This is a genomic window from Clostridium sp. Marseille-P299 (genome assembly GCF_900078195.1).
Lineage (GTDB): Bacteria > Bacillota > Clostridia > Lachnospirales > Lachnospiraceae > Lachnoclostridium.
The window spans coordinates 1796252-1819074 of the sequence record NZ_FJVE01000007.1 but is presented as its reverse complement, the minus strand read 5'-3'; the positions used below and the strand labels follow the sequence as shown (position 1 = coordinate 1819074).

Here is a 22823-nt window from a genome sequence, read left to right as displayed (position 1 = left end):
TCTTATAGAGTTATTTATTTCTCTAATCAGAATGAGCATATGCCTGCTTATTTTAAATATTATAAAGTTCACTTCATCCTAATAATTTGCAACTAATTAATACTATACCATATTTTGTAAAAGATGAAAATAAAAAGTGGAACAAGATTTTAACATCCTGCTCCACTTTTTAAATTATTATTTTATGAAATTAAAATGCAAAAGGATTTTCTGTTTTATATAAAACACCTTTTGGTTGATTATAGCCAATTTCTTCTACAGGTACACCAACATATTTAAACACTTCGTAGATTGTCTTACCAAAATGTCCGAAAGCCACCGCACCATGATGAGGATAATTTTTTTCCAATAATACATGACGATAGAATCTTCCCATTTCAGGAATTGCGAAAATACCAATACCACCAAAGGATCTTGTTGCAACTGGTAATACTTCACCTTGTGCAATATATCCTCTTAAGATACCGTCGGATGTACTTTGTAAACGGAAAAATGTAATATCTCCAGGCATAATATCACCTTCTAAAGTACCCTGAGTTACTTCTTCTGGAAGATTTCTTGCCATTATCATTTGATATTTCATGGAACAGAAGGATAACTTACCTGCTGCTGTATTTCCACAGTGGAATCCCATAAAAGTATCTTTTTGTGTATAATTATAATTGCCTTTGATTTCTGATTCATACATATCTGCAGGAACCGTATTGTTAATATCAAGTAATGTTACAACATCATCACTAACTACGGTACCGATGAATTCACTTAATGCTCCGTAAATATCTACTTCACAAGATACTGGAATTCCCATTGCTGTTAAGCGGCTGTTAACATAGCAAGGTACAAAACCAAATTGTGTCTGGAATGCAGGCCAGCATTTACCTGCAATTGCAACATACTCTCTGCTGCCTTTATGTGATTCTACCCAGTCTAATAAGGTAAGTTCATACTGAGCAAGTTTTGGAAGAATTTCAGGTTTAAGATTGCCTTCTCCAAGTTCCTTTTCCATACTTTTAACTACATCAGGTATTCTTTCATCTCCAGCATGCTTATTAAAGGCTTCAAATAAATCTAATTCTGAATTTTCTTCAATTTCAACACCTAAATTGTATAATTGTTTGATTGGTGCATTACATGCTAAGAAGTCTTGAGGACGAGGTCCAAAGGAAATAATTTTTAAGTTGTTTAATCCAATAATAGCTTTTGCTAAAGGAATAAACTCTCCTATCATATCCGCGCACTCGCTTGCTGTACCAACAGGATATTCTGGTATGTAAGCTTTAATATTACGAAGCTTTAAGTTATAACTAGCATTTAACATGCCGCAATAAGCATCACCACGTCCACCAATTAAGTTATCTCCAGTTTCTTCTGCTGCTGCAACAAACATAACTGGACCGCCAAATTCCTTTGCTAATAATGTTTCTGCGGTTTCTGGTCCAAAGTTTCCAAGATAAATTACCAGTGCATTACATCCAGCTTCTTTTACTTCAGCCAATGCTTTTCTCATGTGGATTTCATTTTCAACGCATGTTGGACATTCATAAATTTCTCCATATTTCTGGGTGAATTCTTTGACTACTGCTTTTCTTCTAGAAACAGATAAATCCATTGGAAAGCAGTCACGGCTCACTGCTACAATACCCAACTTTACTAAAGGTATATTCTTCATTTAATTTCCTCCATGTAGTTAGAATTAATAATGTTACTAATTAAATTTACTCACTAAACTATCTTATAACTTTTAGCAGAAATATTCAATATCATAATGTATTTTTCTTAGAAATTAGGCAAATAAAGATAGCTACAATAACGGATACAGCTATTCCAAAGATGATACCCCTAAGAAAAACTTTAAAATGATAGAGCTTCCTGCTATTTATTTCATCAATAGGTGATTCCGCACGTCATACTAAAGTATAAACATTGACTACACGATTTAAGTATGCTATATTAGCGAGGTATATAATTTGCTACCGGGCAAGCGTCTTTTTTCATTCTATTAGGTCTTTGTAGGAATGGAAATAAGGCGCTTTATTATATTTAGAAAGGAGTATTTATTATGTTTAGAGAGATGCGTCGTAAAAAACAGGTTTTAACTTTAGAGGAGAATATTCAAATCTTAAATCGTGGAACATCGGGTGTGTTAGCTGTATCTGGTGATGATGATTATCCTTATGCGGTACCACTTAGTTATGTATATCATGATAATAAAATTTACTTTCATTGTGCAAAAGCTGGTCATAAAATGGATGCTATCGCTAGAAATGAAAAGGTTTCTTTTTGTGTCATTGATAAAGATCAAATAGTTCAAGAAGAATATACTAGTTATTTCCGCAGTGTTATTGTCTTTGGTAAAGCGCGGGTTTTGGAGAATGAAGAAGAAAAAAGAAAGGCTATTGAAATCTTAGCAGCTAGATATTCACCTAATCAAGAAGAAGTCCATCGTATGCAGGCGATTGATAACGAATTTAACATAGTGCGCATGATAGAGCTTACCATTGATCACATAAGTGGTAAAGAAGCCATAGAGTTGGTGAAAGAAAAGCAGCTTCAAGCCAAGAAATAGGCTTAGGAAAAAGGCAAGAATCTGATGATTGTTACTATTTGATGTTACTATTTGATATTTGATAATAAAAGCAGTAAATTTTACGTAGTTTACTGCTTTATTATCCATGAAGAAAAAAGTAGCTTGTTATAGCTGTAATATTCTTTATTTATAATTTATTACTACATACTTCTGAGTAATAAAAAGATTCATTTATGTATTCCTTTGCTTTATATTCATATTACTTAATATTTATCATAATAGGAAAATAAGTCATTAAGATAATTAAGATATAATACAAAATGGCTCTTTACATGAATAAATCTCATGGAAAAATCCGTTATATGGGATATCATCTTCTAAACACTTTATATGGTACAGAGCTCATCATCGATATCAGTTTCTTCTTCATTGTTACGCATTACCTCGAATGCATCTACAATATATTCAATCAAACATACTTGGATAAACATCGATAATTTATCTAAAATTGATTCTTCAATATTGGTTTCTGAACGGTATCCAGCCAGGATTGTATTAAAATAATCATCCATAAATTGCTTGCGCTTATTAACATTCTCCTCAAATTGCACCCAACCCACCCCATGAACCCAAAGGTTTGCAAGGTCATATAGATACCAACAGAAACATGAATTATCGAAGTCAAAGACAGTAATCTGTCCTGTATCAAAATCGATCATATAATTCCCATCACTGTAATCAAAGTGGACCATACCAAAGGTATCATTTTCTTTATCCATCGATTCCAACGCTACAAGTAACTCTAGAATTTTCTTCTTAAGTAAAGTGAATGATTCAGGAATCAGTTCCTTAATATATTGTGGATTAAATTTGTCAAACATACTATATCGACGGTGAACCGGTTTATATGACTTCGATAGTTGATGCATTTTCCCTAGAACTTTACCACAGTTATAAAAATATTCGGAAATAGGAACCCCCTCACGATACCGATAATTATTTTCTACAAGGAGTTTTCCCTTAGCTTTTTCAAACAGGCAGATATAGAAGGTGTGATTATTAAAAGCAATCTCCTCTACTAAGTTCCCGTTACAAGAACTATTTACATTAGAAACATCTGCTCCATGATCATATAAATAGCGTATATATTCGACTTCCCAGAATAAATCTTCTAGGCTTCGATCATTTAAGAAGACAATTCTTAGTATTTTTGATTTCGTTCCTTCTTTTTCGCAATTGTAAGCAATATTTCTACCACCCTCATGTGGCTTTATACGTATGATTTCATAGTCCTTTAACTCGTACAATTCTATTGCGTGTGAAAGTAAAAAGCTTTCAGCGGAGGTAATTACCTCGTTATACATCATAATAGATTCTCCTATCAACTTTTTTATAGTACTTAACAATTCCTTTACGCTGTGATAATATCTTATTTAAATGTAAATGTGTAGGTATAAGACTTTTATAATTAATAATATACCTTAGTAATTAATCATTATAAACTATATACCATTTTATGGGATTTTCTTCAATTGAATTATGTCTTAATAAGATTCATAATGAATCAAACGGATGTAGTTTTATTGTCCAATTAAATTACTTTTGTTATAATACTCTTATACGAAAAAAACACTTAAAAGAAAAGGAATTCCTATGATAACAAAACATGAATCTCAAACTCAGACTACTTATATGATCTCAAACAAGTTTCTTAACGTTACGTTAAACCCTTCTGATGGAATGAATCTATATGAAATAAACTACATGGATACTCCTATTGTCAAATTCTATAAGGATCGGTTGTTGGAAGGTAAAACTTGTAGCGTTATGACCTTATTTCCAACACCAAATCGTACGAAAGACTTAAGCTATCACTTTGAAGGCAATACATATTCTACCTTAAATCATGGGGTTGTACGACATGCACCATTTACAGTATCGGAGATAAGATCATCTGAAGATGGCGGAGTAATCCGTGCTTATTTAGAATTTCATTCTAAGACTGAACAAAATGTTGTAAAAGAACTCTCCCACTTTCCTTTTGATTGCCGTCTAACAATTGAAATCGAGTTAAACCTTAATTGCTTAACTTATCGTTATTACGTTGAAAACAAAGGGGAGAAAGTCTTTCCTTATGGAATTGCAATCCATCCATTTTTTGAGACAAATGGAGAAAATCCAAGTATAACAGTACATGCAGATCATAGAATGCTAACAGATGAAAATAAACTACCAACAGGCCAGTTAATGGAAGTAAAAGATGCTTATGATTTAAGACATCCCCAGAAGTTAAACTCTTTGTCTTTAGATGATGTGTACACTTCTATTTACCAACAACCAGTAGCAGAAATCAATTATCAAGATAAAGTTATTCATTTATCAACGAGTGATGAATTTAAAAAAGTGGTTGTCTATACTCCAAACGAACCTCAGTTTTTTTGCATTGAAAATCAGACTTGTTCTACCGATGCTATTAATCTTCATAATCGTGGTTTTGAACAAGAAGCAAGTGTATTGGTTGTAAGACCAGGTGAGATAAAAGAGGGTTTTATACAATTTACATTCTTAGAAAGAACAAGTGATTAAATTAGGACCACCGGATTAGCCGGTGGTTTATTTTTATAGCGATATAATTAAGTAATAAAAACGCCTTATTGAACACGTTTTTAAAAATATCTATTTAAATGTGTTGTCATTTGTTTATTGTTTCTTCATTGATTAAGTCAATACGATTTTTTATTATTTCGAGCGCAGTATTTAAATCAATTTTTCCTACTAGTTCACCATAATTATTGCTAGTATATAAATCTTGATAATAAATTACTATCCCGTTATTATTGTCTTGCTTCACATAGTATTTTACTTGTTCTTCATATAACAAGTAATTCTCAATTTCACATATTCTCGAATTATCTAAGAAGCGGATATCTTCTTCTGTTATTACAATATTCGTACCATTGTTATTACTTAGTTTATATTGCTGTTTTGAACCGCTGCCATCCTCTTTTAAGACCTCTTTAGCTTCTATTAGTGAGTAACCTAGTATATCCTTTTGATTGGAATTTATAAAGTAGTTTTCACTATACTCATATTTTAGTAGTTCATCGTACTCTTTTAAATTTAGATTAGAAAGAAACTTACATAATATTAGTGCAAGTTCTTTCAGTTTATTAGTATCAATGTTATCTAATGGAGAACTATCCTCTTTCCTATTATTTATATCATCACCAAAATAAATTACAGGTATACCACCCATGTAGAATGATCTGTGGTCACTAGCAGAACCAAATCCATGTACGAAATTATAGGACCTATCCATTAATACAGATAATACATTTATCTGATTAGAAATTGTTTTTAAAATTATTTCAGGCTCTCCAATTTGGCCTACTAAATCAATATTAATACAACCGATTGAATTACTTTTTTCGTTCTGTGATAGTTGAGATACATAGTATGTTGAACCCTGTAATGCAAATTCTTCTGCACTAAAAAATACAACTTTAAGATTAAATGGTAAATCTATATTTTGTAGCTGCTTAGCAACTTCTAAAACGACTATAACTCCTGATCCATTGTCTACAGAACCGAAACTATTTTTGGTTGTATCATAATGTGCTACTAAATAAAGATCCTTTTTGCCATTGTTACTAGATATAGTGAGTATATTTTTTCCATTACCAAGGAATTCATCTTTATCGACTTGAAAGTATTCTGCTATAGATGTTGCATGTAACGCATCTAATATATTTCTACTATAAACATTGAATTCTTGAAATTCAGTTTCATAACCATAAGAGATTAATTTTTGATTTAAAAAAATAGCGGCTTTTTCTTCACCTTCAGTTCCAAAGCGCCTTGAACTTTCACATAATGTAGTTAGATTTTTCGTCATTTCATTCGTATCAATGACAAATTTATAATTCTCTAATATAAATTGATCTGTTGTTGGAGCTATACTAATATGAGGGATAGTACTATAATCTCCTTCTATATTAAGATCACTAATAGAATTGTTCGTATTGTTGGCCTTAACACAGCCTGTAATCCCTAATATTAATAATAACACGGATATCCCTATTTTAATTCTTTTCATTAAATTCCTCGTTTCATAAATAGATGATGGGACGAAATGCATTGTACATTGTCATATCTAAGTCTTATGTACGTTACTAATCCTAACCAAGAACGGAAGAATTTAAACTCGATGTTCTGAGTTCTTGATTTCACCATTTCGTGGATACGCTCTCGCATAATAAGAAGAAATCAAAGAACTTCCAACATAATTTCCTACAATATTTTGCAAGGTAAATAATAACCAAAAGTAAAGGGATTGTTACCATCACATCAATATTTGCAAACTTTTCATAAGAATAGTATTCCAGTGAAATACCGACGATTGAGTAATCTGGTATGTAACCGTTTGTTCTCATTATCTTCTCTGTTTTTATATGAGCTCCTTTTTCGAGATTCGAAGTATTCCCTTGTATCCAACCAATTCCCATTAGACAATCAGGAATGTCACGATAAGAGTATCCATATTACCTTAAGATATTGTAGGTGAAGAAAAGATACAGCAACTATGTCTATAGTTTTTATCATTCGTTAAGCTTGCTGTAAGAATTGATATACCTTTTAGCTTTTTTACTTTCAAGTAAAACCGAAAAAGGACTAGCAATTGAATAGATAAAGAAAGCTTCAACAATAGTGAAATAATAAGCATATTCAATAAATCGATTATAAACGAACAGTGCTTGGTATACTACCAACGTTATTGGAGTCAACAAAATCATAATGACAATAGCAGAAACCGATAACATAATAATTCCTATCGTAGTTTTGTACCTACCCTTATACCACTCATAGTATATGATAAATACTAGTTGTAAAAATAACGGTATTGAAAATAGATATGTAATACTAGGGAAGTAAATTGTTGTTACTGCAGTCAAGAGCCATAAAACTGGCAATGTACCAAGGCTTCTGCTGCCGATTGTTCCCTGCCAGCGATTACTGAACCACATCCATAATGATACAAATAATATGATACAAATCATTAATACAAGATTCATCGTTGCTCTTATCTGAAATACATTTTCAGAAGTAAGCTCACCAAATAGATTAGAACTGTTTGCTAGTTTATTCAAAAGCCATACAAATCCTACACCCGCACAAATTGATACAATCGTCCCAAACAGTGAGAACATTGTTTTAACGTATGATACTCTTTTCTTTAAGAATAAATAAATGAATAAACCCAAGGTTGATATTAATAAAAATATGTTCCCTACGACAGTTAGAGTTTGTGATACTATAACTATATTACCTTTTAACATTGGAAAATAAACGGCGTTTTCTGAAGATTCAAAGTTGTTTAAATCAGCATTGGAAAGATACGTAGCTAATTCCTTAGTAGTCTTATAAAACATATAAGCTGTATCACGATCTAGATTCTCAAAGTTATCCATCGCTGTATGATAATTTTCGCCACCATCTACTACCGCAAAGTTAATGCCAGGATAACCTTCCTCAAAAAATTCAGTTAAATCTGTATTATTAGGCATCGTCTTATATACGGCAGCAGAAAAAGAAAAGGCAGTTATATCACTTAATGCATTATTAAGCATTTGAATAATGGCTTTGTTGTTATCTGAGGTTTCAAACATCAAAAGGGTACCTTCATTGCCACGTGCCTCTAAATTCACAACTAATTTGATTTTGTCCTTATATTCCATGTATTTTTCTGTAAAATACTTAGCCCCCAGCATCCACTGTTCTTCACCATCGGTGAAAAGAAAATAAATGTCATTTTTCAAATCCGTTGTATCTGACATCTGACGGATTGTCTCTAGCATTGCTGCTACACCAACTCCATCATCTCCTGCCCCAAAAGAGGAATTAACGCTGTCATAATGGGATACAAACATGACTCCGGTATCAGTATCCTTTGCATCAAGTTTTACTAAAAAGTTCGTCAGATTAAAATTCTTTGAAAACTCATTTTTTACAATGAATGAATCCGTCTCATAGGTACAACCGATTTTATCAAACTCCTGCACTAAGTATTCTCTAACCTTCTGGATTGCAGGACTATTAGAAGGATGTTTTTCCTTTGAAATAGCTTCTATATCTGAAAGGAATCTTTGATAACCATCGTCTTCAGTAACCGCTCTCGTAGGACGCATTGTCCAATAACCGCAAAATAATCCTCCTAATAATACTGTTATTAGTATTACTGTTATAAATACGTTATAAAATTTTTTCATCCTCACCCTCGTTTTTCTATATAAGTATAATTTTGTCTAAAAATTCAGCATCTATTTTCATCTTTGTTTATAAAGATTCTTGGAGGTTAAAGAACAATAGATCCGGTCTAATTCTTTAATATTAAAACTTCTACCTAGCTAATATACCATATTATGGAAATTAATAAAATAGTAATTGTAAAAATTAAACATAGTTAAAGCATCGCCACTTCATATGACGATGATTTATGAATTGATTCGGTTCAAATAACCATTCTAATACTCACATATGCTAGCTTAAACTTCATAAAAGTCTATACCACTTTACTTAAACTGCAATGAATTACCGAATAAATCAACCTTATAAAAGTTATGTAATCAATTTAATTTTTATAAGATAATTCATGAATTTTTTAAAGCAAATATTCCAGATACACGCATAAATAAATGAAAAGGAAAAGTAAGCCAAAAAAATGATAGGAGTTGAAATCAATCTTGTAAGATCTACAAAAGCCGAAATACCTATTATATAAGTTAAACATATCATTCCAAGTGATAATGCTACGCTTGATACTAATATTGATATTTTAATTCCTTTTCTATAAAGTAAAGTTCCAATCACGATACCTAGCACTCCTGTAGTAAAAAGAAGTATGATAGTTTCTTCTACACTAACTATAACAAGAATTAATACGGACGCAAAAAATACAAGAAATCCAAGTGAAATGTTGATTACAGCAGCTATTGCAATCGGTAAAGTACTGAATGGACTTAACGCTAATCCAATCGAGGGTAAAAATACAGGTGCGGATTGGAATATTACAGTAAGTGCTACTAATATTGCTCCAATACAAATAAACCTGCTAGTATTTAGTTTTTGCAATTAAATACCTCCTATCAGGTATTATGTTTTATGAAATCGTATAAAAGAATTCATTCACCATTAAGTCTAAATTTCACTTCAGCATATAGAAGAATTTTAAAAACGGTACTTTGGTTAAATTTTGACTTAAGCATCCGGAACAATTTCATAAACTGTACCTTGATTAAAATTAGTTACATTACTTGAGCCGTAAACCCCTAAATACAGTCTGCTTTGATCAAAATTTGTACCTAAACTAACATAATAAGCGGATTCTGAACCAAAATTATAGTCAGGTTCAATAATACCAAAATCATTTAATTTACAATCCATTCTCATCCTAGTATAAGCTAACATACCTCTTACTGGAGGTGGAGAATCCTCATTACGTGCAAAATCAGTAAAAACTACGCTTTCTGTTAAATCAGGGATCTCACTTCCCATATATGATTGAACGCCAGTAAGTGCTGTTCCACCATATTTATCAGGACGTGGCTCTTTATGAAAATAACAAGTTAGAGGTGGTAGTCGATGCACGGAAGTCTTTACTGCCTCTTCATAATAAGCAGTTATATATTCATTAAGCTCCTGATTTGCAGTGCATTCCCTTATGATAATAGAAGGAAATACACCTTCCCATCCCCTCCAACCAAAGTTTATAAATCCTTCTTCATTAAGTTCAGTGTTCATTAGAGAAGCTTGAATCAGCTGAGTAACCGGGATTGATTTATATTGAACAAATGAAAAAATCGATTCTACCAGATCCTGCCCAACATTTCCTACATATTTAATATATTGATTATAAAATCTTTGAAATGAAATACCAGGTATATTACGTACCCCTTTAGCAATTACTGCAAGCATTTCCTGAAAAGTTTCAGGGAGTTCATCAAAACGTGTAACTACAGGAGGATTCATATTATTAGTATCCTTAGACACATCAATTTCAATAATTTTGCCCGCAATTTCCATATCATTTTGGCTTAAATTAAATGGATCATAACCTGAACCACCATCTCCTGTTGTTAGAATGAGTTTTCTTGTTTCAGGTGAAAAGTTTAAGCTATTGACACCATTATGGTTTAAAAATGGCCTTCTTATATTTAGCAATGTTCGTCGTTTTTGAGGGTGACCATTGGAATGAAAAATCCATTCTTCAACGGTATCAATATGGTCATAATTAATTTCTCTGTCTAACCACTCAAGATTTAATGTATTAAGGTCACATGGATTCGGATGAAAAGATTTAGAAAGAGCACCAGGACCCTGTGTTCCAGCGACTGAATAATGGAGATAAAACAAACCATTATAGTAAAATTCAGGATGAAACGCTAGCCCTAACAATCCCCTTTCATCATATCCACCACTAGTAACACCTAGATTGATAATTTGTGTGCGTATATCCAAAAACAGTTCAACTGTTTCATCTCCTATGTAAAAAATCTCTCCCACCTGAGTTGCAATAAATAATCGTTCCATGGAGTCACCCGGAAGTATTGCAGTTTTTAAAACAGTGGGTAAATTTAACTTACTAACAAGAGGTTGTAAGCCAACTTTAATTTTTTTCAACTTGTTTTATGCTCCTTCTTGTTCTCTTGTTATAAAATATGATTAAAACAATATCGTTAGCACTACATTTAAGGATAAAAAAGGAGCGTTACACAATTTAGTTATTATGTAACACTCCTCATATTTATTAGCGTTTATCTTTGTTTTAGGTTCACATTCTAATCTAATGATAATCCGTAGATTTCGGCAGTAAACTTTAATATGATTTTTCCCCACCTTATACAGTTGATAATAATCTATTATAATATAACATATTATGCGATATAGTCTATTTTAACAATATTTTTTTCAACTCATCAACGGTCTGGTCAATCTCATCTTTGGTGGTAAATCGACCGACACTAAAACGAATCGCCCCATAGGCAATCTCCGGATGAACTCCCATTGCTGCAAGTACAGGTGATATGGTCTTTTCTCCGCTATGACATGCAGACCCTGTAGACGCATTTATTTCAGGAATAGAATTTAAAATACCACTGCCACTCTCCCCTATGAAACTTATGTTAAGAGTATTCGGTAAACTATTTTTATAATCACCATTGAGATGAACTTTATCACCGAATGCGTTCACAAGTTGATGATAAAAATATTCTTTTAATTGAAATAACGTATTTTCTTGTAAATACTTTGAAGCTATTTCTGCTGCAGTTCCAAGGGCAACATCATATGGAACATTTTCAGTACCTGCACGAAGACCTTTTTCTTGTTTCGCACCATGTAATAGTGGTTCTAATTGGGCTCCTTCACGTATATATAACGCTCCGATTCCCTTAGGAGCATAAAGCTTATGGCCAGCGATCGTTAGAAAATCTACATGTAACTGATTCACATCAATAGACACCTTTCCCATAGACTGAGAAGCATCTGTATGAAATAAAACGCCACGTTCCTTGCAAAGCTTACCGATTTCTTGGATTGGTTGTAAGGTCCCAACCTCATTATTGGAATGCATAATAGAAACTAAAATAGTATCCTCTCTCATTGCTTTTTTTATATCTTCTATGTGTACTGCACCATAGGAATCCACTGGTACATAGGATACATCAAATCCATTTTTCTCTAAATATTTTAAAGGCTCCATAATCGCTGGATGTTCAATGACTGATGTTATGATATGCTTACCTTTGAAAGCATTTTTATATGCCACTCCTTTTATTACTGTATTATTAGACTCACTTCCACAACTCGTAAACGTAATCTCATGTGGTTTTGCTCCAATTAAATTAGCGACCTGTTCTCTTGCACGCTCTACAGCTGCTTTTGCTGCTATTCCTAGCTCATAGGTATTCGATGGATTTCCAAACTGAGTTTCAAAATATGTTTTCATTGCCGAATATACTTCTGGGTCTATGGGTGTTGTTGCATTATAATCTAAATATATCATTTATCCTCCCTATTTTGGTCATTATAATCTGTGATTTTCCAGTACTTGTTGTTGTATTCAATCTCAATAATACCTTAGTTTCCATATAGATAATCACTACTAAGCACTAGATTTTCTTCTTTTATTAGTTCATCGTTATTGGAAAAAAATCGTAACTGTATCGGATAGCTAATGTTTGAGTTGGTCCATTTATCTGCTATTCGACCTAACATGAATATTAAATATCCTATGTCTTGACCAATATTAACATATTGATCTTCAATAACAAAATAATATAAGCCATCTGTTAATTTTTGACCCTCATATGTTAATTCTGTTGTAATTTTGTTATCATTTTCGTCTGAATGTTGAAATTGAATTGTCATCACTGCTCTCACCGATTCATTCAAGTTACTAATAGCAAAAATGCCAGCCTTTTGAAAATTAGAAAACGCATACGGTATCACCATGATGTCTCCATGTTGTTTATAACTATTTAGTTTCTCACCTTTCCACATTGAATTATTTTTATAAATCGTACTTATCTGAATTTGGTCTTGATAAGAGGATACTATTACTTTTGTATTCTTACTATTTGGTTCATCCATTATAGTAAGAATATCTGCCGGCCCACTAAGATACGATTTTTCAAGTCTTCGAAACGCTGACTCTGGAGTAAAACTAGCAAAATCAACGGCAATGAACCATAGTATAACTATAGAGAATGATAAAAATAAATTTCGTATGATGCGGTGTTTTCTTTTTAATTTAGGGAATTTAATCATAACGTCCTCCATGTTGCGTTAGGCAGATCAGTTTATTAGCGAAAAGCACCCACTGTGCTTTTTGTTGGTTGAGATGCATTTTTCAACCATCTCCTTCTATTGTTGGTATTTTAAGTTGAAAAGATCTTCCTAAATAATCATATTGTAGTTCAATCCATTCTGCATCTGGAGATAAATCATCAATCCACATTTCAAACTGACTGGAAAAAGCTCGTTCAACAGTTAGATTTCCAACAACACTTGGTTCACTACCATATCCTGATATATCAGAATATTGATTACCGAGATTATCAACTGCTGTAATGTGGTTTAATATCCCTTTTGGGGAATCTAAGAAAGGACTATGTTTTGCTACTAGTATAAATTCGAAAATTTCATCTTCATATTGTTTTCCTTGATTTACGTAAGTAGCTTTTCGATGAAATGCCTTAGGAATAGAAAATTCGTACCCTTCTATCGTTGCTGTACAGTTTGGTGCTAATTCAGCGATTAATTCATAAGCGTTGTCCTCATTATAGGACTGCTGGTTTTCTTCCCAGTAATTCTTTTGTGGTTTTAATCCTTCGATTATATAGCTAATTCCACCATTCTTGAAACAAAAAATGGATATCCAAAGAACAGAAAAAATGAGTAGTACTTGTGAAATTCTTAAAAGATATCCAGAAAGAGGGTTATGAACTTTTTTCATAATGTAACCAATTTGATTTACATCTCCCATTGATTCTATTGTAGAAAGCATAGCATCCTCTCTTTTCATACCAGCAGTTTCTAAATCATTTGTCTTATCATAAAGATGTGTCAATATTTCTTCATAAACCATGTTCCTATCTGGCTTAAAACGAATTTGTTTGCTTACTTCATAACTCCAATGGTAAATGTCAGTTATAGTGTAATTCTCATCATATTCTTTCTTCCCCCTGCCATGTTCCACAAAATTAATCTTATTGGAGGAGTATTCCCTCTCTTCTTGTTTTTTCTCTAAAAATTTCTTTCCTTTCTTTGTTACCTTATAAAGCTTTCGTTTACGTCCATTTTCAACTTCATGCATTCGTGAGCTTATATAATTTTTCTGCTCTAAAGCATAAAGGTGTGGATAGAGTGCACCCTCTTTTAAATGAAAGGCATGATTTAAATTCTTAGAAAGTATTTCAATTATTTGAAAACCATACATTTCTTCATCTTTTAACAAAGTTAAAATCACTTTCGTATTACTATCATTTAGTAAGTTCCTAACTATTTCCATAGAAGCTCCTTTTCGTAAGGCATTTTGTTCGTGTATAAAAAAACTAATAAAACGATTGCTCCGTATATTAAGACGATGCTACATTAACATTTTATTTTATGTAACCTATACCTTATTCGTTTAGATAGATTATATAGGTGCTGTAAATGAAAGTCAAATATATCAATTATTTTCAAACAGAAAGCTCAATATATTGTATCATTTCATTTACAATCCATTCTCTATGAATGCCAGAAGCACATTCTGACCGTAAATACATCTAATAAGCGCAGTACCTTTATCGACATATTGAAGAAGTCATACGCCACCAAAGTATGCGTATGACTATTTAATAATATCAAAGTAACAAGAGATGTTTACTTTTTAGTTCGTATATTCTCCAATAAATTGCGACATATTAACCGCTATATTCAAATTTCTTCCTAAGCAAATTGACTATAGTATAATGATGCATAAGCTCCATTTTTCTGTAAAAGCTCATTATGATTCCCTTGCTCAATAATATTACCATTCTCCATAAACAGAATTTTATCTGCGTCACGGATTGTAGATAGTCTATGGGCAATAACAAAACTAGTTCGACCTTTCATAAGTTTTTCCATTGCTTTGCTTATTTCTATTTCTGTTCTTGTATCTACACTAGAAGTTGCTTCATCCAGGATCAGTATAGGTGGATTACATAAAAACACACGAGCGATGGTTAAAAGTTGTCGTTGACCAACGGATAAGTTAGCGCCATCGTTATCTAAAACTGTATCATACCCTTGAGGCATTGTACGGATAAAATAGTCAACTTTAGCGGCTTTTGCTGCAGCTACAATTTCTTCACGGGTTGCAGAGGATTTTCCGTAAGCAATATTTTCTGCTACCGTACCATGAAACAGCCAAGTATCTTGTAACACCATACCAAAATTCTGACGCAAACCCTTTCTTGTCATATCAGTACTGGAAATTCCATCAATTAAAATTTGTCCTTTATTAATTTCATAAAACCTCATTAGCAGATTAATTAACGTTGTTTTACCTGCACCAGTACTACCAACTATTGCTATTTTTTCTCCTGGTTTCGCGGTAAAACTAATTTCTTTCATTAGTAAATGATCCTTATTATAGCCAAAACTTACGTAATCAAAGGTAATATGTCCTTTGGCACGTTCAAGAATGATAGGGTTTGAAGTATCTACTATTTCTTCTTCGCTATCTAGAAGTTTGAAAGTTCGTTCTGCTGATGCTAAGGCTGATTGTAATGTATTAATCATATAGGATGCTTGCGTTAAAGGCTCTGCTGTTTGATTGATATATTGGAAAAAAGCTTGAACTACACCTATGGTCATAGTACCATTTATCATAGCAAATCCAGCAATCACTGCAATAACAACGTGAGCCAATCTGGTAAGTAAACGGATAAGAGGATTGACACAGTTGGTTAAGAAATCTGCCTTTTGTGAAATGTTTCGATTTGCTTCCGTTGAATCAAATACACGTTTCATACTTTGCTCTTCTTGATTGTACGCTTTGATAATATTTCTTCCAGTGTAAAATTCTTCAACAATCCCCGTTAACTCTCCTAAAGTTTCTTGGCGAAGTGCGGCATACTCTAAATTTTTTGTAGCTACGATTTTTGTAATAATCATACTAAGTATCATAAATACAAGGAAAATACAGGTTAAGGCAATATTGTAATAAAACATGATGATTATTGATCCAATAATCGTTCCGATAGCGACTAAAAATTTTAAAAGTCCGGTTTGTAATGTATCTGAAATTTTATCTAAATCATTTGTTACTTTGCTCAAAATCTCGCCTGATTTATTTTGATCAAAAAATCTCAAAGGTAGTTTGTTTAATTTTTCGCTAATTTGTTTACGAAGAGAAAGTATTAAGTTTTCTGCTACATTAGCCATTAAAAAAGATTGCAGATAATAAAATAGCCATAAAAAGAAATATTGAATCGTTAAAAATGTTAATTCACTACCGAGAGTATCCCATTTAATAGTAAAAGGCAATCCTTGTTCTTTTGAACTTTTAATGCTTTGCCATAGTAGATCAATTACCTGTGCACTACGAAATGGTGTCCATATACTTAATACGGTATAAATTAATATAGATAAAGCAACAATAGATAATCGAATTCGCTGGCTCTTTAGTTGGTGAATTAAACGAAGCAAGGTACCTTGTGTATCTTGAGGTAGTTCAAATTCTGATGATTGTTTCATTTTCTTTTTGTTATTAAATTTCATTGTTTGAATCCTCCTTTGTTTGAGATTTATAGATTTCTTGATATACTAAGCAATGTTTCATAAGTTTATCATGAGTTCCAATTCCAGCTACTTTTCCTTCATCTAATACTATAATCTGATTCGCATGTTGAATGGAACTAATACGCTGAGCAATAATTAACACTGCCGAGTCCTGTGTTTCCTGACTTAATGCTTTTCGTAACGCAGCATCTGTTTTAAAATCTAATGCTGAAAAACTATCATCAAAAATATACAATTCAGGTTTTTTTACTAATGCTCTGGCGATGGAAAGTCGTTGCTTTTGACCACCAGAGAAATTCATCCCTCCTTGAGCAACATAGGAGTCAAGTTTTAGTGGTAATGAGTTAACAAAATCGTAAGCTTGTGCTACTTTTAAGGCATGTTTTAGTTCTTCATCGGTTGCATTTTGATTTCCATATCGCAAGTTATTTGCGATTGTTCCGGAAAAGAGCCATGCTTTTTGTTGTACATATGCCAAATGCTTTCTTAAGTTATGTTGCGTCATGCTTTTAATATCCTGACCATTCAAACAGATTTCTCCTTTTGTAACATCATTAAATCGTAATATTAGGGAAGCAATGGTAGATTTTCTACTACCGTTTCCACCTATAATAGCAGTAGTTTCGCCACGTCTACACGTAAAATTTAAATGACTTAAGGTATCTTCTTCTGCGTCAGAATATCGAAAAGATACATCTTTAAAACTCAATACATCTTTGTTTTTTTCTAAAACTGTGTTGTTGTCCTTTGATACATCATCTCTAATCTCTGGAGTATGTTCTAGAACTGCTTGTACTCGGCGGCAACATTCTAGTGCACGAGGCATCGTCAGTATGATCATTTGTGCCATCATAAGGAAATATAATATTAATAGTGCATATTCAGTGATAGCTGTAATATCTCCAATTTGATAACGTCCTGCACTAATACTTCCACCGCTAATCCAATAAATCATAACCATAAAAATATTAATCGATAGAAAAGAAAGACCGTCTAAACTAGCAAATAATTTGTTGGTTTTAATCGCAGTATTCGCGTAGTCTGAGAATGAATTATCTAATCTATTTTGTTCACTGGACTCTTTATTAAAGGCACGAATTACACGAACTCCAGTAATATTTTCAAGCAATATTGAACTCATTCGATCTAACTTTTTTTGAAGTAATCGGCTTAGCGGTGAGGCCTTTTTCATAATAAATCCTGCAAGAATTATAACAATTAGGACCACAATCAATAAAAGGAAACCTAATTGTATATCCAATCGAAATGATAAGGTAAGTGCAATAACAAATATAATAGGTACTGGTAAAACCATTTGGATGAAGCTAACAATCGCTAATTGAATGTTGGTGACATCAGAAATTGTACGGGTCGTAATGGAAGCAGTTCCAAATTGGCGAAAATCGTAGATTGATAACTGTAGTGATTTCTTATAGATTGAATCCCTGATATCTTTTCCCACTTTTGCGGATAGTATAGAACACACATATCCGCTAAGAAGTGCACCGAAAGCAGATATAATGGATGCTATCGCCATCTTAATACCAGTATTGAGTAATACATTTGGTGTACTACCCATAGTGCCTGCATTCAACATTTTAGCAGCAAGTGTTGGAATGAATAAAGCGCCAGCCACATCTAATGTTAATAAAAAAATTGTAAAAACACATAATTTCCAATAAGGCTTTAGAAAACGTAATATAAATTTCATATAAATCCTCCTAAATGTAAATAAAAAAAGTGCGCCAGTTATTCATAATAACCGAGCGCACCCGACATCTTCTGTTCGACGTTACAATTGCGATTGTAAGTCCTCCGATGAAAAGTTTATTTTTTTTGTTTTTGTAATGCATCTTTCATTAAATCTTTGTACTTACAAATGAGCTTTGTAAGCTGAATCCTTTCTTCTTTTTCTAAGGTTAACCATACTTTCTCCTCTATATTGTGTACGCTGTCCATACATTTTTTTGCGTACTTTTCACCTAACTCGGTTAGACAAGCTTCTTTAATGCGTAGGTTATCCTTAACAGGTTCCAAAGTTACCAATCCTTTTTTTACAAGTAATTTGAATGCAGAATTCACAGTCTGTCTACTAAGTGATAGTTGTTCACTAATATCTCTTTGAGTTGTAGAACCTTCACATATTAAAATTAAAGACCAATATTCAGCATTGGATAAACCATTAATTTTTGAGAACGTAGCATAAACACTCTCCAAATCATTAATAGTTTCACGGAAAGCTTTCAAATTTCCATCATTCAAATCATTATCGTTCATAGTTCACCTCCGATTGTCCGAAATCATACATTACTAAATCGGACTTTTAAAGTATATATAGTATAATTTTATTTGTCAACAGTTTTATAAAAAATTAGTCATAAATAATTTATTAACTAACATAAATCAACCAATTTAGGAATCATCCATTTCTAGCTTGATTAAAAAAACCTCAATTTTCAAAAGAAATTGAGGTAATTTATGATATTTAACAATCAGATGTTAGTACTTTATTGGAAGAGAGCTTTCACAAGTTCGTTATCAAGTGAATGAAATTTTGGAGCAGTTCTAGAAAATTTTGTTCAAAACAATATGTTTATCATTTACTTAATGTTTATCTGAAAAACTGTATGATTCACCTATATTGTTTATCTGGAAAGCTGTCTAATTCATCTATAATGCTTATCCGAAAAGCTGTTTAATTCATCAATAATGCTTATCTGGAAAACAGTTTAATTCGCCTATATAGAATAATCATAATCATTAATAATTCGTCTTAAAAACTGCTTCGTCCTCTCTTCCTTTGGTTTCTTAAAGATTTGATCTGGAGGCCCCTCCTCCACAATAACTCCAGCATCCATAAAAACAATATGATTTGCAACGTCCTGGGCAAAAGACATTTCATGGGTTACAACAATCATTGTAATTCCTTCACGAGCAAGTGATTTCATAACGGCAAGTATTTCGCCGATAAGCTCTGGATCTAAGGCAGAGGTAGGTTCATCGAATAAAATCACTTCTGGATTTACAGCAATCGCTCTTGCAATACCAACTCTTTGCTGCTGCCCTCCCGATAACTTTGACGGATAATAGTCGTATTTATCAGATAGCCCCACCTTATCAAGGGCATGTTTTGCAATGTTAATCGCCTCCTGCTTTCGAATTTTTCTTGCAATAATAAGGCCTTCTGTAACGTTTTCAAGTGCTGTTTTGTTTTGAAATAGATTATAATTTTGAAATACAAATGCTGTCTTTTTTCTAATATTATTAATTTCTTTTTTCGAAGCTTCTGAAAATAATATCCCTTGATTATCAAATACTATTTCACCTGCATCTGCTTTTTCCAGGAAATTAACACAACGAAGGAAGGTAGTTTTCTCTGATCCACTTGGTCCAAGAATTACAACTACGTCTCCTTTATTTACTTTTATTGAAACACCTTTTAATACTTCATTTTTATGAAACGCTTTATGAACATTATTAATTTCTAACATCCCTATACCCCTCCTTTCTTTACTTGTAAACTGCGAAATGTACTAAAATATCTTTCAATTCCTTTATATAATATCTGAACTGCTGTACATACAAGAATATAAATAATAAATATCACTAAATATGCTTCAATATAGTTATAGCCATAAGCAGCATCCATTTTAGCAATCGCTGTAATATCTTTCACGGTCATCAAAAAAGCTAAGGAGGTTCCTTTGATTAAGCTTACTGTAATATTACAGATATTTGGAATTGCTACTACCAGTGCCTGAGGAATAATGATTCTTATATAGGCCTGAACACTAGTCATACCAACGGCTTTCGCTGCCTCTAATTGTCCTTGATGAATGGTTAATAAAGCGGAGCGAAAACATTCGGATAAGCTGGCAATGGAGTTTAAAGTAAATACAATATATGCATATATGATAGGTGGAATTGCAAAGACATTTATCTTGATGTCTAATAGTTTTACAAGGAAATTGAGTAAGCTAGGTATTAAACTGTATATAATCAATATCTGTAAAACCATTGGAGTGCCTCTTACAAATGATACATATAAAGAGAGGAATCTCTTTATTATTTTCACTTCTTGAATCTTGGCTATCGCCATAAAAAACGCAATTGGTGATGCAATAGCAAGGGAAAGAAATGTAATATTTAAGGTGGTTGGAATTCCTGTCAAGGTGTGTACAAAGGTTTTTATCATAAAATCTAAATCAAGGTTCATTCTTATCCCTCCTATCCTCGTTAAATTTTCTTTCCTCTGGACAATCTAGCTTCACATAAAGCAAAGATTTTTTCAATTAAAATGGTCATACCCCAATAGATCAATGCCAATGCAATATATGTCTCTAATGCATACGCTCCATAATGATTTCCAATGATTAATTGTCCTTTTCCCATGAGGTCAATAAATCCAATGGTATAAGCGAGAGCACCTTCTTTCATTAAGCTTACAAGTGAATTACAGAAATTAGGCAGCATAACAACAATACATTGTGGCAACATAATTCTTCGAAAAATTTGTAATTCAGTCATTCCTACACTAGCTCCCGCTTCATATTGGCCCCTATCTATGGATTCATAAGCAGTTCGCATTACTTCTGAAATCGTCGCTGTAAAAAGTAAGGTTAAGGTTATGGTTACAAATATTCCTTTATTTATATTATTGATATTAATTCCAAAGGAGTTATTCATGAATTCTGGAAGGCCATAAAATACAATGAATAATAATACAATCGGTGGAGTACACCGTAATACCAAGGTGTACACTTCTGCCAATTGTTTCAATCCCTTCTTTTTCTTTATTTTAGCGCTGGCTATGGCTGCACCAAAGAGAGAACCAAAGAAAACTGTTCCAAACATAATGGATAAGGTAACACCTAGATAAGGTATCAAATTTATTAGTGCTTCAAAAATAAAGATAGGTTTAAATGGTCTCATCTAGGAATACCCCCTTTTAATTTATTATTTTATATACTGAAAAATATCTTCACCAAAGTATTGTTCTTGTAATTCTAAAATTCTTCCATTCTCAGTTAGCGTTGTAATTGCTTCATCATAAGCATCTGCAAGGTCTTTATCATTTTTGTTAAACAGTGGCCAGGTAGGTATTGCTTGATGTACAACATAAGAGAGTTTATCTGCATAATCGTGGTAAGCTCCATCCTTTGCTAGCACATTATTTTCAAAGGAAACTTTAATTGTAAAAAATGCATCGTATCTTCCTTCAACCACCCAAGTATAAGCATCGGCAACATCAAAAGAATCAGAAGCCTGTAAATCAATTTGATTGTCTGGATGCTCTTTATTGTATTCTTCTACTACGCTATACTGTGCATTTTGAGGGGCGATAGGGACTAACTTTCCACTAAAAGTTGCAAAACTCTCAAGATCTTTGATGACATCAGCATTTTCAGTACGAAATGCGATTCCAATGCTACTAGCAGCGATATAATTCTTAGGAAATACAAATTTTTCAGCTCTTTCTTCAGTAAACCAAGCTCCTTTTGTTCCAATGTTATACTTTCCGGATTCTACACCAATCAACAAATCGTCGTCAGAGGTTGGAACGAATATAAATTCATATTGAGGTAATAATTTATCAACTTCCTTTAACACCTGAACTTCAAAACCATCCGATTCGCCATTTTCATTGACATAATCATACGGAACATAGGTTTGTGTATGAGCTACATATACTTTAGTAACTTCTTCTGCTGTAGGACTTTCGCTGCTGTTCTTTTCTGTATTTGTTTTAGTATTTGAATCTGTATTTGTTTTTGTATTAGTATCTGCTTTTGAATTTAATTCTGTTTTTGAACTTGAATCAATTTTTGTATCTGTCTGAGTTACACTATTATTTTTAGTTGTTGATTTGACACATGCTGTACCAAGTATAGCGATGCTAATAATACTTATGAAAAGTCCGAATAATTTAATTTTTTTCATGTTAACCTCTTTCTGTCATTTATATTAT

19 protein-coding genes are annotated in these 22823 nt (G+C 32.6%); 2 read left to right on the top strand and 17 right to left on the bottom strand.

The genetic code is table 11. The features are described 5' to 3' along the window. Positions 1 to 190: 190 nt before the first annotated feature. Positions 191 to 1669: an L-fucose/L-arabinose isomerase family protein gene (locus tag BN4220_RS15840; protein WP_066718577.1), complete on the bottom strand. Its 1479-nt coding sequence runs from the start codon at positions 1667 to 1669 to the stop codon at positions 191 to 193. Positions 1670 to 2059: 390 nt separating this feature from the next. On the opposite strand from BN4220_RS15840, the gene BN4220_RS15835 reads away from it, so the two are divergent. Next, the gene (locus tag BN4220_RS15835) at positions 2060 to 2566 is read left to right on the top strand and encodes a pyridoxamine 5'-phosphate oxidase family protein (protein ID WP_066718574.1); all 507 of its coding nucleotides are present in this window, start codon (positions 2060 to 2062) and stop codon (positions 2564 to 2566) included. A 347-nt stretch (positions 2567 to 2913) separates the two neighbouring features. Here BN4220_RS15835 and BN4220_RS15830 read toward each other — a convergent pair whose 3' ends face one another. Further along, positions 2914 to 3894 carry a phosphotransferase enzyme family protein gene (locus BN4220_RS15830; RefSeq protein WP_242867805.1) on the bottom strand — a complete coding sequence of 327 codons (981 nt, stop codon included), beginning with the start codon at positions 3892 to 3894 and terminating at the stop codon, positions 2914 to 2916. A 286-nt stretch (positions 3895 to 4180) separates the two neighbouring features. Here BN4220_RS15830 and BN4220_RS15825 point away from each other — a divergent pair, with 286 nt between their 5' ends. After that, on the top strand, positions 4181 to 5113 hold the full coding sequence (locus BN4220_RS15825; protein WP_066718571.1) for an aldose 1-epimerase: 933 nt from the start codon (positions 4181 to 4183) through the stop codon (positions 5111 to 5113). Positions 5114 to 5219: 106 nt separating this feature from the next. On the opposite strand, the gene BN4220_RS15820 is transcribed toward BN4220_RS15825, so the two are convergent. The 15 genes from BN4220_RS15820 to BN4220_RS15755 form a co-directional block, all read right to left on the bottom strand. Next, positions 5220 to 6623, bottom strand: a complete 1404-nt coding sequence (locus BN4220_RS15820) for a M28 family peptidase (protein WP_066718568.1) — start codon at positions 6621 to 6623, stop codon at positions 5220 to 5222. A gap of 130 nt (positions 6624 to 6753) precedes the next feature. Then, on the bottom strand, positions 6754 to 6960 hold the full coding sequence (locus tag BN4220_RS20525) for a hypothetical protein (protein WP_242867804.1): 207 nt from the start codon (positions 6958 to 6960) through the stop codon (positions 6754 to 6756). Between the two features lie 165 nt (positions 6961 to 7125). Then, positions 7126 to 8793 (bottom strand): M20/M25/M40 family metallo-hydrolase, encoded by a 1668-nt coding sequence (locus BN4220_RS15815; protein ID WP_066718561.1) that lies wholly within the window; start codon positions 8791 to 8793, stop codon positions 7126 to 7128. A 349-nt stretch (positions 8794 to 9142) separates the two neighbouring features. Next, positions 9143 to 9655 carry a hypothetical protein gene (locus BN4220_RS15810; RefSeq protein ID WP_066718559.1) on the bottom strand — a complete coding sequence of 171 codons (513 nt, stop codon included), beginning with the start codon at positions 9653 to 9655 and terminating at the stop codon, positions 9143 to 9145. 126 nt (positions 9656 to 9781) lie between these two features. Continuing rightward, positions 9782 to 11203, bottom strand: a complete 1422-nt coding sequence (locus BN4220_RS15805) for a PQQ-dependent sugar dehydrogenase (RefSeq protein ID WP_066718556.1) — start codon at positions 11201 to 11203, stop codon at positions 9782 to 9784. Positions 11204 to 11471: 268 nt separating this feature from the next. Beyond that, positions 11472 to 12587, bottom strand: a complete 1116-nt coding sequence (locus BN4220_RS15800; protein WP_066718552.1) for a cysteine desulfurase family protein — start codon at positions 12585 to 12587, stop codon at positions 11472 to 11474. A 74-nt stretch (positions 12588 to 12661) separates the two neighbouring features. Further along, positions 12662 to 13351 (bottom strand): hypothetical protein, encoded by a 690-nt coding sequence (locus BN4220_RS15795; RefSeq protein WP_066718551.1) that lies wholly within the window; start codon positions 13349 to 13351, stop codon positions 12662 to 12664. A gap of 82 nt (positions 13352 to 13433) precedes the next feature. Continuing rightward, positions 13434 to 14594: a helix-turn-helix transcriptional regulator gene (locus tag BN4220_RS19900; protein ID WP_082812342.1), complete on the bottom strand. Its 1161-nt coding sequence runs from the start codon at positions 14592 to 14594 to the stop codon at positions 13434 to 13436. A gap of 422 nt (positions 14595 to 15016) precedes the next feature. Continuing rightward, complete coding sequence (locus BN4220_RS15785; RefSeq protein WP_066718548.1) at positions 15017 to 16834, bottom strand: ABC transporter ATP-binding protein; 1818 nt, start codon at positions 16832 to 16834, stop codon at positions 15017 to 15019. Further along, positions 16824 to 18566, bottom strand: coding sequence for an ABC transporter ATP-binding protein (locus BN4220_RS15780; RefSeq protein ID WP_066718546.1), 1743 nt, complete (start codon positions 18564 to 18566; stop codon positions 16824 to 16826). Before BN4220_RS15780 ends, BN4220_RS15785 begins: the two co-directional genes overlap by 11 nt. 116 nt (positions 18567 to 18682) lie before the next feature. Continuing rightward, positions 18683 to 19132: a MarR family winged helix-turn-helix transcriptional regulator gene (locus BN4220_RS15775; RefSeq protein WP_066718544.1), complete on the bottom strand. Its 450-nt coding sequence runs from the start codon at positions 19130 to 19132 to the stop codon at positions 18683 to 18685. A gap of 461 nt (positions 19133 to 19593) precedes the next feature. Then, positions 19594 to 20346, bottom strand: coding sequence for an amino acid ABC transporter ATP-binding protein (locus tag BN4220_RS15770; protein WP_066718542.1), 753 nt, complete (start codon positions 20344 to 20346; stop codon positions 19594 to 19596). Between the two features lie 2 nt (positions 20347 to 20348). Continuing rightward, a complete protein-coding gene (locus BN4220_RS15765; RefSeq protein WP_066718541.1) occupies positions 20349 to 21071 on the bottom strand; it encodes an amino acid ABC transporter permease in 723 nt (240 codons plus the stop codon). A 20-nt stretch (positions 21072 to 21091) separates the two neighbouring features. Then, positions 21092 to 21787 (bottom strand): amino acid ABC transporter permease, encoded by a 696-nt coding sequence (locus BN4220_RS15760; RefSeq protein ID WP_066718538.1) that lies wholly within the window; start codon positions 21785 to 21787, stop codon positions 21092 to 21094. A 24-nt stretch (positions 21788 to 21811) separates the two neighbouring features. Then, positions 21812 to 22795, bottom strand: coding sequence for a transporter substrate-binding domain-containing protein (locus tag BN4220_RS15755; RefSeq protein WP_066718535.1), 984 nt, complete (start codon positions 22793 to 22795; stop codon positions 21812 to 21814). Between the last annotated feature and the right edge of the window lie 28 nt (positions 22796 to 22823).

Excerpts from the sequence above, each read along its gene's own strand:
- BN4220_RS15840 (WP_066718577.1), bottom strand. The coding sequence starts at position 1,669 with ATGAAGAATATACCTTTAGTAAAGTTGGGTATTGTAGCAGTGAGCCGT.
- BN4220_RS15835 (WP_066718574.1), top strand. The coding sequence starts at position 2,060 with ATGTTTAGAGAGATGCGTCGTAAAAAACAGGTTTTAACTTTAGAGGAG.
- BN4220_RS15830 (WP_242867805.1), bottom strand. The coding sequence starts at position 3,894 with ATGATGTATAACGAGGTAATTACCTCCGCTGAAAGCTTTTTACTTTCA.
- BN4220_RS15825 (WP_066718571.1), top strand. The coding sequence starts at position 4,181 with ATGATAACAAAACATGAATCTCAAACTCAGACTACTTATATGATCTCA.
- BN4220_RS15820 (WP_066718568.1), bottom strand. The coding sequence starts at position 6,623 with ATGAAAAGAATTAAAATAGGGATATCCGTGTTATTATTAATATTAGGG.
- BN4220_RS20525 (WP_242867804.1), bottom strand. The coding sequence starts at position 6,960 with ATGAGAACAAACGGTTACATACCAGATTACTCAATCGTCGGTATTTCA.
- BN4220_RS15815 (WP_066718561.1), bottom strand. The coding sequence starts at position 8,793 with ATGAAAAAATTTTATAACGTATTTATAACAGTAATACTAATAACAGTA.
- BN4220_RS15800 (WP_066718552.1), bottom strand. The coding sequence starts at position 12,587 with ATGATATATTTAGATTATAATGCAACAACACCCATAGACCCAGAAGTA.
- BN4220_RS15795 (WP_066718551.1), bottom strand. The coding sequence starts at position 13,351 with ATGATTAAATTCCCTAAATTAAAAAGAAAACACCGCATCATACGAAAT.
- BN4220_RS19900 (WP_082812342.1), bottom strand. The coding sequence starts at position 14,594 with ATGGAAATAGTTAGGAACTTACTAAATGATAGTAATACGAAAGTGATT.
- BN4220_RS15785 (WP_066718548.1), bottom strand. The coding sequence starts at position 16,834 with ATGAAATTTAATAACAAAAAGAAAATGAAACAATCATCAGAATTTGAA.
- BN4220_RS15780 (WP_066718546.1), bottom strand. The coding sequence starts at position 18,566 with ATGAAATTTATATTACGTTTTCTAAAGCCTTATTGGAAATTATGTGTT.
- BN4220_RS15775 (WP_066718544.1), bottom strand. The coding sequence starts at position 19,132 with ATGAACGATAATGATTTGAATGATGGAAATTTGAAAGCTTTCCGTGAA.
- BN4220_RS15770 (WP_066718542.1), bottom strand. The coding sequence starts at position 20,346 with ATGTTAGAAATTAATAATGTTCATAAAGCGTTTCATAAAAATGAAGTA.
- BN4220_RS15765 (WP_066718541.1), bottom strand. The coding sequence starts at position 21,071 with ATGAACCTTGATTTAGATTTTATGATAAAAACCTTTGTACACACCTTG.
- BN4220_RS15760 (WP_066718538.1), bottom strand. The coding sequence starts at position 21,787 with ATGAGACCATTTAAACCTATCTTTATTTTTGAAGCACTAATAAATTTG.
- BN4220_RS15755 (WP_066718535.1), bottom strand. The coding sequence starts at position 22,795 with ATGAAAAAAATTAAATTATTCGGACTTTTCATAAGTATTATTAGCATC.